We start from the raw sequence: 14054 nt of genomic DNA, 5'->3' as shown, positions 1-14054 counted from the left end.
AAGGTTCTGATTTAACTAATTGCTGTTCTCAACTGCTGCAGTCACAAAAGCAGTGTAGAGTTCTTCTGGGCGATTTGGACGGCTTGACAGTTCAGGGTGATACTGACACGCTACAAAGAATTTATTTTCAGGAATTTCCACGATTTCGACCAAACGATTGTCTGGAGAAACTCCTGAGAAGACAAAGCCTGCTGCCTCAAACTGCTCACGGAAGGCATTGTTAAACTCATAACGGTGACGGTGACGGCGTTGCACCACTTCTTGATTGTGATAAGCAGCTGCAGCCTTAGAGCCACGTTTCAACTTAGATGGATAAAGTCCCAAACGAAGGGTTCCCCCCATATCCTCAACATCAATCTGATCACGCATGATATCAATGATAGGGTATTTTGTTTCTGGTGCAAGCTCTGCAGAATTGGCACCTTCAAGGCCTAAAACGTTACGAGCAAACTCGATACATGTCAACTGCATTCCCAAGCAGACACCTAACATTGGAACATCATTTTCACGTGCATAGCGAATGGCTTGGATTTTCCCTTCCGTACCACGTTGACCAAAACCTCCTGGTACGATGATTCCGTCCGCATCAGACAAGAGTTCCGCCACATTCTCTGCTGTCACATCATTGGCATTGACCCAATTGATTTTAACTTCTGCGTCATTTGCATAACCAGAGTGTTTCAAGGCTTCGACCACTGAGATGTAGGCATCTTGCAACTCCACATACTTACCAACAAGAGAAATCTTAACTTGTTTCTTGAGGTTCATGACCTTGTCCACCATGGCTGACCATTCTGTCATATCCGCTGCTGGTGCATCTAATTTCAAATGGTCACAGACAATTTGGTCCATACCTTGTGCCTGCAAGTTCAATGGAATTTGGTAAAGGTGTTCAACATCCAATGATTCGATGACAGCTTCTGGTGCCACATCACAGAACTGTGCTAGTTTGTTTTTAATTCCTTGACCTGCTGGCTCTTCTGTACGAATAACCAACATATTTGGCTGGATTCCCAAGCCTCGCAATTCTTTTACAGAGTGTTGGGTTGGTTTGGTCTTCATTTCACCAGCGGCCTTGAGGTAAGGAAGCAAGGTTGTGTGGATGTACATGACATTATCCGCCCCCACATCTGCTTTCATCTGACGAAGAGCCTCTAGAAATGGCAAGGACTCAATATCCCCAACAGTTCCACCAACCTCTGTGATAATGACGTCAGAGTCTGTCGTTAGAGCGGCACGCTTGATTTTTTCTTTCAAAGCATCTGTGATATGAGGAATGACTTGAACAGTTGCACCAAGGTATTCTCCACGGCGTTCCTTACGAAGAACTTCACTGTAAATTTTACCAGTTGTCACGTTGGAATATTTGTTGAGATTGATATCGATGAAACGTTCATAGTGACCCAAGTCCAAATCTGTCTCAGCTCCGTCATCTGTCACAAAAACTTCCCCGTGCTGGTAAGGGCTCATAGTTCCCGGATCGATATTGATATAAGGGTCAAACTTTTGAATGGTTACTTTGAGACCACGATTTTTCAAGAGACGGCCCAGACTCGCTGCAACAATCCCTTTCCCAATAGACGATACCACACCACCAGTTACAAAAATATATTTCGTTGACATAGATTCCTCTTTCTAAAATGCTCAAGGTCTTGTTAACTAGGAGGGGACATAGAAAACAAGACCCTACTAATAAGAATAATCTGGGACTACTGCACCAGATTCACAACTAATACTCTTCGAAAATCTCTTCAAACCGCGTCAACATCGCCTTGCCGTATATATGTTACTGACTTCGTCAGTTCTATCTACAACCTCAAAGCAATGCTTTGAGCAACCTGCGGCTAGTTTCCTAGTTTGCTCTTTGATTTTCATTGAGTATAAAATACAAGAAGATAACTTCTTGAAAAAACAAAAATAGCTCCCTAAGAACTAGGGAGCCCCGACCTCTAAAAGAGGTGCCCGAACAATATGATACCTAAAAATAGGATAATTGTCAATAGCTAACTTTTATTCCTCGATGTTTTCAGAATCATCATCTGAAAACTCGTCGTCTTCTTCGTTGAGATCCACGTCTTCACCCAAGTCATCAGGAGCAATTTCGTTGATTTCTGCATCGTAAGCTTCCACTTCATTTTTCTCATCATCTGGATTTTCGTCATCGTATGAAAGAGCTGGATCTGCTTCGTATGCATCTTCGTCTTCTGGATCATCAGCATTGTAGTCAATGGCATCTGAATCGCCATCCATGAAGGCATTGACGCGTTTTTTCTTAGCTTTTGGTGCTACTTCATCGTCGTCATTTTCTTCAAGAGCGATGATTTCTTCGTCGATTTCGTCCACACCATACCATGAACGAAGACCCCATTTGTTGTCTCCAAGTGAGATGAAGCTGCCGTCAAAGTTCAACTCTGTGTAGAACAAAGGCAAGGCTTCACGGATATCGCTGTTTGATGTTCCAAGGTAGTTTTGAATTTCGTTTACAAGATCACTAAAATGCATCTCATGATCGCGACCACGAAGTTCCAAGATAGCACGCGCTACCTCAATCATAGATAGTTCACTTTTTTCTTGCCCAGCAAATACTTCTAATTCCAAAGCGTTTCTCCTCATTTATACTACTATCGCCAGAGCGAACAGACTCTGACCTCATTTTATCATTTACTCTTTATTTTACGATAATTTTGCAGAATAGTCAAAGGTTAAGGGGGAGAAAGTGACAGGACTTTTTATTTCTTTGCTACCCAGCCTATGACATCGTGAGGGGGATTTTCAATATCAATCCAGATAAATTCAATTCCAATTTCGCCATTTTTAAACTTGGCTAAACGAATGCCGTTGATTTCCAGTTCATTGAGTCGTTGGCCTGTCAAGACTTCTCGTTCCTTCAACTGGAAAACGCCACGCAAGATCCAATTTCCAAGAATTTCTTGCTTATCAGTTGACTGAATCGCCTTACCAGCTTCTTGGTTGATATAGGCATTGATGACATCACCAGAAGGTAAAAATCTTAGTTTAAAGGTTCTTTCTTCTTTTGGTAGAGCTAGTTTTTTGGTACCGGGTTCAAAGGTCCCGAAGCCTGGCCCAAAGAAATCTGGTCTTTCATCGTGAAAGTTTTTCGAGTCAGGCAGAGGAATGTAAACCTCACTAACTGGCCGATAGACGAGTTGTTCAATCTCTTTGATGAGTTTTTTATTGCCAGTATTGTGGACAAAGTGAATCAAGTCCTCACGAATCGCCTTCATCTGAGCTTTTTCTTCCTTGCTAGTCCATTTTTTCAAGAGAATTTCCTCTAGTGAGAAAGTCATAAAAGCTAGTTCTTCTGGAGCCAGACTGTTTTTGAATTTTTCCTGAATCTTTAGAATACGTGGCAAGCGATCTTTTTTGGCTAATTTTGAACCGCCGTTAAAGGCATTAAAACCAGAGTTTTCTTCCACATTTCCATGTTTATCTGTGATAACCCAAGACACTGTCTCTAAGATATCAGTTTTATCCTTTTCAGTTGTCAGTAAATGAAGATTTTCAAATAGCGAAAAAGGATCTTCAATATAATGGACGTCCCAAGTGTCTACAATAATGTCTTTATTATTAAAAGTCATGTGGAGCTGACTGTCAGCTGCTGTGTACTTGTAGTGGTGTTTCCCATCTGTAAAACGAAAATTAGTTGGATTATTTTTGGTAGTTGATCCTTCAATGACTAGATTATCAATATCAACTGGTAAATAAGTCGTTTCGCCAACAAAAATCCTAGGATTTTCTCCCTTTGGTGTCGGCATCAGAACGTGATAAACAGCTTCAACATTGACCGAATCTGAGTTAAAACCCTTGATTTGTGCCTTAGAGGATTCGATTCTCTGATTTCTCAAAGTCGCAATCTTTCGAGCCAACTCTTCATAGCGTTGATAGTTTTCCTTGTCTGCAGCTTCTTTATCAGTAGCAATATCTGCATAAAACTTGATATCACCCAACAAGTCCGTCCAAGATTGAGAATCCTTCTTAAACTGAGCGATCTTTTGGTCTCCAGAATTAATACCAAAAGATTTGATACCTACTAGGTATTTATGATTTTCATCTACAACGACGGAAGCATCGTAGGAAGTATTGGCGATATCTTCCCCTACGGCATTAAAAGCCTTCTGGAATACCGTTTCTTGAAATTTAGAATTAACAATCGGAGCAACATAATTCTCTGTTTGTCCCTCATCTTCAGATTCTGCCTTTTGAGAGAAAGCTTGGCTCAAGCTAGCGAAGTTGGTAATTAAGGTTTTGTATTTATCTTTTTGTTCAGACTTTAGATGTTCCCACATAAGCACCCTCTTTTCTATTTTCAGTATATCAAAAGAAGATTAGTTTTTCACTAACCCTCTTATATATTCGTTAATTAATACTGTAAAATTCGAGATTTCCTCGTTTTTTAACCAATTTTAAATAATCTTCACCAGACAGAAGAGCTAAACCATCGTCATAAGATTTGATTTTTTCAAGAGCTTGGTCATAGCTATCTACAAAGTCCTTGACATAGGATTGCCCTTCAAATTGTCCACTCATCTTGGTGTAGATAATGGCAATTTTTCCTGAGCGTGCAAGTTGAGATTGCCCTTGGCTTTCATTCAAGGCCTTAGCAACATTTTCCGCGATGCGTTTAATCACAGGAACGACCACGCTATTCCCAGCTTGTTTGTATAGCTGACCGTTAGAAACCCCTTCTGGGATTTTAAAGGATTTAGGATAGCCTTGAACATTAAAAGTTTCTTTCGGTGTTAGCTTACGAATCTCGCCACTATTTGTCAGAATCAATGGAACATTGTGTCCACCTGTTCCCATATTGGCTGTCAAAGTAGGTACAACACCGTTCTTGTTTTCTCGAACGTATTGACGGCGCCACTGGTAAACCGTGTCTTGACTGGTCACTTCAAACTTCAACTGATCGTAGAAGTTTTGCTTGCCTTCACGGTAGTAATAGACCTCATCTAGCTTATCACCAAAGTTAATCACATCCTGAAGACTCGTAGTCAGCTTGATTTCCTCTGGGAACTCGAACAAATCATAAGCTTCTTGGGTATCAAAACCAACAATGTAGATCCGCTCACGGTTTTGTGGGATATTTCCGTAGTCTTTACCGTTGAGAACCTTCCACTTGATAAAGTAGTTGTTCTCGGTCAAGGCTTCACGAATAACCTTAAAGGTATTACCATGGTCATGACCGACCATGTTCTTAACGTTTTCGATAAAAATAGCGCGAGGTTTGCATCCCTCAATCATCCGAAGCAATTCGAAGAAAAGATCGCCACGATCGTCATCAAAGCCCTTACGATAACCCGCAATACTAAAGGCCTGACAGGGGAAACCTCCCATAATCACATCCACGCGCTCAGCTGGAATATCCTCTGGTTGAACAGCGTGAATATCACGACCATCCAAATAAGTATCTGGATGGTTTAACTGATAAGTCTGACGCGCATACTTATCAAACTCATTGGCATACACCACTCTGAACTCGTTGGTCTGTTCAAATCCCAACTCAATTCCCCCAACACCTGAGAAGAAAGCTGCAATGTTGTACTTCTCAGGTCGGTTCGAACTTACAGAATTTGTCATGTAGTAACCTGCTTTCTAAGAAATTTGTTTAACTATACTAGTATATCATTTTTAAATTAATACTGAAATATAAACATTTTCCAAACATATATGATATAATGAACATATAAACTTAAGGAGGTGCATAATGCCAAAACAAGGAGATCAATTCATAGTAGAACTTAAAAAAACTAATATTGACTGGGGCACATACAGGAATACAAATTCTCGTCCTCAGATAACAGGAGAATGTTATATCCCAATTCCAAGTTCAGTAGCTCATCAATTTAGAATTTATAATTCCAATCACACTCAAGGAATAGATATTTTAGGGCAGAATATATTTAATGCTAAGTCGACAGATGGCTACTTCGATGGAGTAGTAAAAGTATCAGGGAATTCTCAAGCAGGAGATCCCTATGCTAAAAATCTTTCTGGTAAAGGTAACTTGAAAGCCTTTAACAACTGGTTCAATCAAATGAACGTAACCGTTGGGACAAGAATCAGAGTAGAATGGACTACTCCTACTGATATTTTATTTACGATTATCTAAATATAATTACTAAGATGATGCTGGGCAAAAAAAGTCTCTAAAATCAAAAACGCATAATATCAGGTATTGAAAAACCTTGATACTATGCGTTTTATTGTGGGAAGATTTGCTTCATTTTCTCCTGAAATTGAGTTTTTGCCCAGTCTTATCTTTTATTCAAGTAATCTTTGTATTCTTCTATCTACATAACTTTCATATAAATCAAAATTTTTAGTAGTTACACTTCCATCATAATATTTTACTAATTCAAAAGGAACTCCATAATCACTCAATTGGCGCCCAATATCAGTCAGAGCATTATACTCTAGCTTTTGCAGAAGAATTTTAATCCCAGTAACATCATCAAAGTTTCTTCTGTAAACCTTTGAATAATGGAATCTATATAGCAAATCAAATACACCTAAATACTTTACAAGATGATATTTAAATATTGTATAGATTAATTTAGAAGTTTGACTAATTGCTTTATCTTTACTGTAATTCTGCTGTTTAACGTAATAATCAACAGTTCCTAAAAAGCCTTTTTCTAAAAATCCTGACAGTTGTACTACAATTAAAGAATGATTTTTATTACCTACTTTAGCTTCTATTATCTGTTTCAACTCGGAATTAAAAATAAATTGGCGACAAATATCAACTACTGTTTGAAAACCTTCCCAATGAATTTTTGTACCGTTGCTTAGACTTAATACTTGCTTTAATCGATCAATTTTACGAAATTCAACCTCGGACATTACTTTTATTCGATTATAAATCAAGATTTTTTCCAAAGGGCCTATAATTCTATATGATTGAAAAATAAAATCTGGTAGTCCTGAGTCTTGTTTTGCCTTATTAATTTCATCTTTAAACCTTTTATCATCATCTGTCAAAAATTCATCCAGAGTCACTTCTAAATCAATGTCAGTTTTATTGTGGTAATTATCATAATTTTTATGTTCAATTTCATCTTGTTGCGAATTAATGATAGTTTCAAATTCTTTTGTTAAATCAATAACATTACCACTATAATGGACATTAAATCGACCAGATCTCCCAGCAATGTTTTTGGCATCAAACTGTTTTAATGGCTTCCTTCCTTTTTTTACTGCAGTAACAATCAAATTCTTTGCAGTTGTATTGACTCCTTCAGTAATTGTTGTTGTCGAAAAAAGACACAATAGTTGCCCACTATTAAACAAATTAATTATTTCATTCTGAAGATATTTTGGTATTCCTGCATGATGGAGCCCAATTCTCTTTTCAAGTGCTTTATATAAAATCCAATCTGATCCAAATTTCTCTTCTATATGTTTTAAAAAAATAGAAAACAGTTCATTATCTTCTTTGGACTCTTTTTCTGACAAAAGCGAAAGATATTCTTCATTTTTCAACATATGATTAGCAAATCTCTCTACATCTGGCTTGCTTCCACAATAAATTAGAGTATTACCTTCTATCTTTACAATAGTTTGTACTACTTTATCTTGTAAGGACGAAGTACCTACATTTAATTTATATTTAATATTTCCAAGTTCAAACTTATTTCTATCAATATGTGTAATGTTCTTAGATACAATCTCAACATCATTATATTCAAGAATTGTAAATTTATTAACTCTAACAAAATTATTGAATGAATTTCTTTCTGCATCTGGTTCCTGAAATTGAATATAAGGTCCAGCGAGTAAAATATCTTTACTATTTTGGCAAGCAAATTCTAAAGCAAGTCTATAAGCAATATCTCGTTCATTTTCTTCTGGAGTGTCATTATCTAAAATAAAGTCGTTGTCTATTTTATATATTTCATCCACAAAAGTAAAATCAAAATAACTAGTATTATTATCTAAAAACGAGAGATATCTTTCAGGAGTATATATAAAAATATTTTTTTCTCCAAGTTCGTCCTCGTTTATTTCACTTAGAGTATGTATTTTATACGAAGAAAAAAATTCATCATTTTGTAACTTTAAATAATTTTCAGATAACAGACTAATCGTAGGAAAAACTAATAGTATATTAGAATAATCCATTTTCTTTATAATAGTATAAACAATAAAAGTTTTACCAAAAGAAGTTGGAGCAGAGAGAACATATCTATTAACTAAATTAATTTCGAATAATTCTAAAACTTCTTTTTGATATTTATGTAGCATATAATCATTTACGATTAAATTCGCTTCATTTAAAAATGAACTCATGGATAATAAATTCATATCCTCTGGATTTATTTCATTACCTTCTTGATATTTTCTTTCAAGTAGCTCAAAGTATTGTGGTACTCCAGCTTCATTTGCTATATAACGCAAGAAATTTAAATCACTACTTGTAAGTTCGTCTTTTTTTACAGCGTCGTAATAGTCACAAGTTGTCTTGATAAAGGTACCTCTTCTTTCAGGGTATCGCTTATATAAATTTAATTCTTTGATTAGATAAGCGGTTCTTTCGTTTCTATCCATTCAATCACTTCTTCCTTTAATTTATTAGAATCATCAACAGGTAATAGCATTACAAAAATACTTAGATTAATTTTTACAGCCGGCATAACTGTGGATTTAGACAGCTCATCATTAATTTTCTTCACACAAGAATCAATTGACTTTTCATAACTAAAAGTACCTTGTTTCTGATATGCTATAAAAATAGGATATATTAATTCGATATGGTTAGCTGTTAATTCGTCTATAAGAATAATTTCAGGATTGTCTTCCCAACTTTCTATTATAGTATCTAAAGTAGTATGCGACTTAGAAATATTCTTTTTTTCTTTAATAATTGCGTATAAGTGATCATTTAAATAACTATCTGAAAGTGAGCTATTCATTTTAGAAATAACAGATTTAATCCCTGAGGAAAATTTTTTATGGAACTTAGCTTCACCAAACCAAAGTTCCAAGATTCCATTATTATCCACTAAATGAAACGCATCAAATCCTTTTGCTTCAGCTTTTTCAAGAGGAGAATAAAAATAACCTCTAGCAATTAAAACATCCGTATGGAAATAATTTCTTAAAAATAAATCTAAAAGTACTTCACCATAAAATCCATATTGAAGTTTGGTTGAAGATTCATCCTCTTTATCATACCTCAGTTTAAGTTTAATTGCCTTTGTTTGTTCTCTATCTAATTTACTATAGTCAATCTCAGATTCATTTTCAGCAAATTCAATTATTCCATTATAAATAATTTTTGAAATATCATTATCATTACCTTCAAAGCAGTACTCATTTTTCCCTTTACTTGTTAAATTGCTTTTATTTATAGAAATTGAACTTCCCTTACCGTTTGTGAAATTAAAAGGTAACTTATATTTCAAAACAATAGAATTATTAATTAAATCTTGAAGTGTTTTTCTCAAAATTACTTTTCCTTCTTATCAATTTTCAATTTCATTATACCAAAAAACACGGCTCATCACCGTGTTTCTATGTTTATTTAACCAGTTTCTTCATCTCATCAATACGTGCTACGGTCGCGTCGTATTTGGCTTGGTAGTCGGCTTGTTTGTCGCGTTCTTTTTGGACGACTTCTGGTTTGGCATTGGCTACGAAACGTTCGTTAGAGAGTTTCTTACCAACCATATCCAGTTCTTTTTGCCATTTAGCCAGTTCCTTGTCGAGGCGAGCTAGTTCTTCTTCGACATTGAAGAGGTCTGCCAGTGGCAAGTAGATTTCTGCTCCTGTGATGACGCTTGACATTGCGAGTTCAGGTGCAGGGATGTTTGATGCGATTTCCAAGTGTTCTGGATTTGTGAAGCGTTTGATGTAGTTGACATTGCTGTTAAAGAAGGTTTCCAAGTCGCTATCGCTTGTCTTAACAAGGATTGTGATAGGTTTGCTTGGAGCTACGTTTACTTCCGCACGCGCATTACGAACAGCACGGATCAAGTCTTTGAGGCTTTCTACTCCTGTGTGAGCGGCAAGATCTTCAAAGGCTGGATTGACAGTTGGGTATTCTGCTGTAACGATAGAGCCTTCTGAGATTTGTCCAAAGATTTCCTCTGTCACGAATGGCATAATTGGGTGAAGGAGACGAAGGATCTTGTCCAAAGTGTAAAGGAGAACAGAGCGTGTGATAACTTTCTCTTCTTCGTTGTCGCTATAAAGGACTTCCTTAGTCAACTCAACGTACCAGTCCGCAAATTCATCCCAAATGAAGTTGTAGAGGATGTGTCCAGCGACACCAAACTCAAACTTGTCAAAGTTTTCAGTGACTTTGCCGATGGTTTCATTAAGGTTGTGGAGAATCCAGCGGTCTGTGACATTACCAGCTTCCTTGTTGACAACTTTTTCCACATTGGCAGTTGCTTGCTCAAGGGTCAAGCCTTCATTGTTCATGAGGATGTAGCGAGAGATGTTCCAGATCTTGTTAATGAAGTTCCATGAAGCATCCATTTTCTCGTAAGAGAAGCGCACGTCTTGACCTGGTGCAGAACCGTTTGAAAGGAACCAACGCAGGCTATCTGTTCCGTACTTATCAATAACATCCATCGGGTCAATCCCGTTACCGAGAGATTTAGACATTTTACGGCCTTCCTCGTCACGAATCAGACCATGAATCAATGCATTTTTGAATGGCGATTTGCCAGTAAATTCCAAACCTTGGAAAATCATTCGAGATACCCAGAACGGGATAATATCATAACCAGTCACCAAAGTTGATGTTGGATAATAACGTTTGAAGTCTTCTGAGTCGACATCCGGCCAGCCCATGGTAGAGAATGGCCAAAGGGCAGAACTGAACCAAGTATCCAAGACGTCTTCGTCCTGAGTCCAACCGTCGCCTTCTGGAGCTTCTTCGCCAACGTACATTTCACCCTCGGCATTGTACCAAGCAGGGATTTGGTGACCCCACCATAGCTGACGAGAGATGACCCAGTCGTGGACATTTTCCATCCATTGGAGGAAGGTATCATTGAAACGAGGTGGGTAGAATTCTACCTTGTCGTCTGTGTCTTGGTTGGCAATGGCGTTCTTAGCCAATTGGTCCATCTTGACGAACCATTGAGTAGACAAGCGTGGCTCAACCACTACACCTGTACGCTCAGAGTGACCAACACTGTGGACACGTTTTTCGATTTTGACGAGGGCACCGATTTCTTCCAACTTAGCAACGACTGCTTTACGGGCTTCAAAACGATCCATGCCGGCGAATTCGAAGGCAAGCTCATTCATGGTTCCGTCGTCGTTCATGACGTTGACTTGTGGCAAGTTGTGACGTTGACCAACCAAGAAGTCGTTTGGATCGTGGGCAGGCGTGATTTTCACGACACCAGTACCAAATTCAGGATCTGCGTGTTCGTCTCCAACGATTGGGATGAGTTTGTTAGCGATTGGAAGGATGACGTTTTGACCAATCAAGTCCTTGTAGCGTGGGTCTTCTGGATTGACCGCAACGGCAACGTCCCCAAACATAGTCTCAGGACGAGTTGTTGCCACTTCAAGGGCGCGTGAACCGTCTTCCAGCATGTAGTTCATGTGGTAGAAGGCACCTTCGACATCCTTGTGGATAACCTCGATATCAGAAAGGGCTGTGCGAGCTGCTGGGTCCCAGTTGATAATAAATTCACCACGGTAGATCCAACCTTTCTTGTAAAGGTCCACAAAAACCTTACGAACGGCTTTTGACAAACCTTCGTCAAGAGTGAAACGCTCACGAGAGTAGTCTACAGAGAGCCCCATCTTGCCCCATTGTTCCTTGATGGTAGTGGCATATTCATCTTTCCATTCCCAGACCTTATCGAGGAATTTCTCACGGCCGAGGTCATAACGGCTAATCCCCTCGCCACGCAAGCGCTCCTCAACCTTAGCCTGAGTGGCAATACCAGCGTGGTCCATACCTGGAAGCCAAAGCGTATCAAAACCTTGCATGCGTTTTTGACGGATGATAATATCCTGCAAAGTCGTATCCCAAGCGTGACCAAGGTGAAGTTTCCCAGTTACGTTTGGTGGTGGAATGACGATTGAATAAGGCTTAGCCTTTTGATCTCCTGAAGGCTTGAAAACATCAGCATCAAGCCATTTTTGGTAACGACCAGCCTCAACCTCGGCTGGATTGTATTTAGGTGAAAGTTCTTTAGACATGTGTGTGTCCTTTCTCTATTTTGTTCATTTTATTTTGAATTTGCTTAGCAGCTTCTTCTGCTGACAAATTCGTATTATTTATTTTAAAGTAGTGGTGCAACTCATTCGGTTGATGTTGAGAATTTAATTGAAGTGTTTCAGCGGTCTCTAAAATTTCTCTTTCAGATACCTCAATATGTCGTTTTAAGGGTTTGTGATTTAATCGATTCTCCGTTCGATTTCGACGTAAACGCTCTTCAAGACTTGTTTCCAACTCAACAAACAGAATCTCTTGATGAAAGTTATCCAATAAATCCTGAATTTGCTTTAAATACATCAGCTGGTACTGATTTGAAAAATCAATTACATCTGTTAAAATTACTGATCGCTGATTTCTTGCGCTAGCTCCAAGGAAAGAAAAGGTAATCCCTCGAACAAACTCCCACATTTCCTCTGTGTAGTCCTGATAGATTTCTAGTGCAAAATCGATGGCTTGATGGTTATAAAAGAGGGTAGCATCCGTCAATCGAGACAGTTCTTGACCAATCGTCATTTTTCCTGAAGCTGGAGCACCGATAATGAAAAGATGCATCAATTCACCTCCCACTCACTCTTCAGCAAGCCATATATCAAGCTGTCACAGCGGTTGCCTCGAGTATCTTTGCGGTCTCTTATGCGAGCTTCAAGGGTAAATCCAAGTTTTTCTGCGACTCGTTGACTTTGGACATTGTATCCAAAACAAGTCAATTCAATCTTGTGAAGACCCAAATCTTTAAAGGCTAAGTCAATCAAGGCAAGCGCTGCTTCTGGTACATAGCCTCGACCCCAGTAGTCTGGGTGCAAGGTATAGCCAATTTCTAGCACATCGTCCGCATGGCGGTGATTGAAGTCAACAGAACCAATGACTTTATCGGTTCCTTTGACGACAATCCCATAGCCAGCTGGGAGATTTTCCTTTTGATTGCGATCGGGAAGGATTTGCTCCAGATAATAAATCTCATCTTCCAAGGTCTTGACTGGAGGAAAGCCTGCTGGATAAGCGACCTCTGGCAAACTAGCGTAGGCATGGATATCTTCGGCGTCCGCCACTGTACGGACTCGTAACACTAGCCGTTCCGTCTCTATTCGTTCTGGTAATTCAGCTCTTGACATCCTTCTTCCTCGCTTTCTTGATAAAGCTCCCCATAGGGTCAACACGGTTATCTAAATAGCGATAAACGCGCTGGTGACCGTCCCCCATAAAGTAAGTCGGTGAAAAACAGTCATTTTTAAAATGTCCCTTATCATCCAAGAGTTCAGGATTAGCCAGTCGGTCAAGAATCTTAGCAAAGATGTGGCAAATTCCATCTTCTTCGATAATCCGATCCACTTGGCAATCCAAAACGACCGGACAAGATTCCAAAATCGGAGCATGAGTTTGTTCAGAAATCTCGTAGTCTAGTCCCAGGTGTTTCAGTTTCTCTCGACGACTGATAAAGCCGGCCTGCTCCATCGCAAGCATAGAAGTTTCATCAGGAATATTTACGGTGAACTGTTGATAATACTTAATCTGATCAGCCGCATTTTCCTCAGAACCAACACCGATAACTAGCCAATCTCCCAGACTATAAGAGGAGCTGCAAGTCGTTATATTGTGTCCAAAATTCTGGTCCTGATACCCCAAAATGAAAATAGGAAAACCATAATATAGTTTACTTGTGTTAAAAGATTGCTTCATAACAACCTCCTTTGACCAAGATACAAAAGAAAAGCCCTGCCATCTACATGACAGGGACGAATGTGTTTATCCGCGGTACCACCCAATTTCGGGCAACGCCCGCAACTCTTATCTTTAAAATAAAAAGACAGTAATATTTCATTTTTCATCCATCAGCAACCAGTTT

General features: G+C 38.7%; 11 protein-coding genes. 1 reads left to right on the top strand and 10 read right to left on the bottom strand.

Features of this window, described 5'->3' with window-relative positions:
• Window positions 1-15: 15 nt before the first annotated feature.
• From NMM17_RS05910 to NMM17_RS05895, 4 genes are all read right to left on the bottom strand, one after another.
• Window positions 16-1623 (bottom strand): CTP synthase, encoded by a 1608-nt coding sequence (locus tag NMM17_RS05910; RefSeq protein ID WP_254754029.1) that lies wholly within the window; start codon window positions 1621-1623, stop codon window positions 16-18.
• A 387-nt stretch (window positions 1624-2010) separates the two neighbouring features.
• A complete protein-coding gene (gene rpoE, locus NMM17_RS05905) occupies window positions 2011-2598 on the bottom strand; it encodes a DNA-directed RNA polymerase subunit delta (RefSeq protein ID WP_031227756.1) in 588 nt (195 codons plus the stop codon).
• Window positions 2599-2729: 131 nt separating this feature from the next.
• Window positions 2730-4307: a hypothetical protein gene (locus tag NMM17_RS05900; RefSeq protein ID WP_000263672.1), complete on the bottom strand. Its 1578-nt coding sequence runs from the start codon at window positions 4305-4307 to the stop codon at window positions 2730-2732.
• Between the two features lie 70 nt (window positions 4308-4377).
• Window positions 4378-5598: a DNA cytosine methyltransferase gene (locus NMM17_RS05895; protein WP_000185413.1), complete on the bottom strand. Its 1221-nt coding sequence runs from the start codon at window positions 5596-5598 to the stop codon at window positions 4378-4380.
• A gap of 127 nt (window positions 5599-5725) precedes the next feature.
• Here NMM17_RS05895 and NMM17_RS05890 point away from each other — a divergent pair, with 127 nt between their 5' ends.
• Window positions 5726-6130, top strand: a complete 405-nt coding sequence (locus tag NMM17_RS05890) for a hypothetical protein (RefSeq protein WP_001125912.1) — start codon at window positions 5726-5728, stop codon at window positions 6128-6130.
• A 152-nt stretch (window positions 6131-6282) separates the two neighbouring features.
• Here NMM17_RS05890 and NMM17_RS05885 read toward each other — a convergent pair whose 3' ends face one another.
• The 6 genes from NMM17_RS05885 to NMM17_RS05860 all read right to left on the bottom strand — a co-directional run bounded on the left by NMM17_RS05885 (window position 6283) and on the right by NMM17_RS05860 (window position 13888).
• Window positions 6283-8568, bottom strand: coding sequence for a helicase-related protein (locus NMM17_RS05885; protein WP_000375691.1), 2286 nt, complete (start codon window positions 8566-8568; stop codon window positions 6283-6285).
• Window positions 8538-9467 carry a DUF1837 domain-containing protein gene (locus tag NMM17_RS05880; protein WP_001232735.1) on the bottom strand — a complete coding sequence of 310 codons (930 nt, stop codon included), beginning with the start codon at window positions 9465-9467 and terminating at the stop codon, window positions 8538-8540. The genes NMM17_RS05885 and NMM17_RS05880 overlap by 31 nt, the downstream gene beginning before the upstream one ends.
• Before the next feature lie 73 nt (window positions 9468-9540).
• On the bottom strand, window positions 9541-12192 hold the full coding sequence (locus NMM17_RS05875) for a valine--tRNA ligase (RefSeq protein ID WP_000032150.1): 2652 nt from the start codon (window positions 12190-12192) through the stop codon (window positions 9541-9543).
• The gene (locus NMM17_RS05870; RefSeq protein WP_000550028.1) at window positions 12185-12763 is read right to left on the bottom strand and encodes an AAA family ATPase; all 579 of its coding nucleotides are present in this window, start codon (window positions 12761-12763) and stop codon (window positions 12185-12187) included. Before NMM17_RS05870 ends, NMM17_RS05875 begins: the two co-directional genes overlap by 8 nt.
• A complete protein-coding gene (locus tag NMM17_RS05865) occupies window positions 12763-13323 on the bottom strand; it encodes a GNAT family N-acetyltransferase (protein WP_000085191.1) in 561 nt (186 codons plus the stop codon). Before NMM17_RS05865 ends, NMM17_RS05870 begins: the two co-directional genes overlap by 1 nt.
• Window positions 13310-13888, bottom strand: a complete 579-nt coding sequence (locus tag NMM17_RS05860) for a flavin reductase family protein (RefSeq protein ID WP_000813811.1) — start codon at window positions 13886-13888, stop codon at window positions 13310-13312. Before NMM17_RS05860 ends, NMM17_RS05865 begins: the two co-directional genes overlap by 14 nt.
• Window positions 13889-14054: the final 166 nt, after the last annotated feature.

The organism is Streptococcus sp. CF7_Ac1-12, assembly GCF_024295905.1.
Taxonomy (GTDB): domain Bacteria; phylum Bacillota; class Bacilli; order Lactobacillales; family Streptococcaceae; genus Streptococcus; species Streptococcus mitis_AP.
This window is presented reverse-complemented; position numbering and strand designations above follow the sequence as displayed.

What these genes read in the sequence shown, in the direction of transcription:
- NMM17_RS05910 (WP_254754029.1), bottom strand. Translation starts at nt 1,623, where the DNA reads ATGTCAACGAAATATATTTTTGTAACTGGTGGTGTGGTATCGTCTATT.
- NMM17_RS05900 (WP_000263672.1), bottom strand. Translation starts at nt 4,307, where the DNA reads ATGTGGGAACATCTAAAGTCTGAACAAAAAGATAAATACAAAACCTTA.
- NMM17_RS05895 (WP_000185413.1), bottom strand. Translation starts at nt 5,598, where the DNA reads ATGACAAATTCTGTAAGTTCGAACCGACCTGAGAAGTACAACATTGCA.
- NMM17_RS05890 (WP_001125912.1), top strand. Translation starts at nt 5,726, where the DNA reads ATGCCAAAACAAGGAGATCAATTCATAGTAGAACTTAAAAAAACTAAT.
- NMM17_RS05885 (WP_000375691.1), bottom strand. Translation starts at nt 8,568, where the DNA reads ATGGATAGAAACGAAAGAACCGCTTATCTAATCAAAGAATTAAATTTA.
- NMM17_RS05875 (WP_000032150.1), bottom strand. Translation starts at nt 12,192, where the DNA reads ATGTCTAAAGAACTTTCACCTAAATACAATCCAGCCGAGGTTGAGGCT.
- NMM17_RS05870 (WP_000550028.1), bottom strand. Translation starts at nt 12,763, where the DNA reads ATGCATCTTTTCATTATCGGTGCTCCAGCTTCAGGAAAAATGACGATT.
- NMM17_RS05865 (WP_000085191.1), bottom strand. Translation starts at nt 13,323, where the DNA reads ATGTCAAGAGCTGAATTACCAGAACGAATAGAGACGGAACGGCTAGTG.
- NMM17_RS05860 (WP_000813811.1), bottom strand. Translation starts at nt 13,888, where the DNA reads ATGAAGCAATCTTTTAACACAAGTAAACTATATTATGGTTTTCCTATT.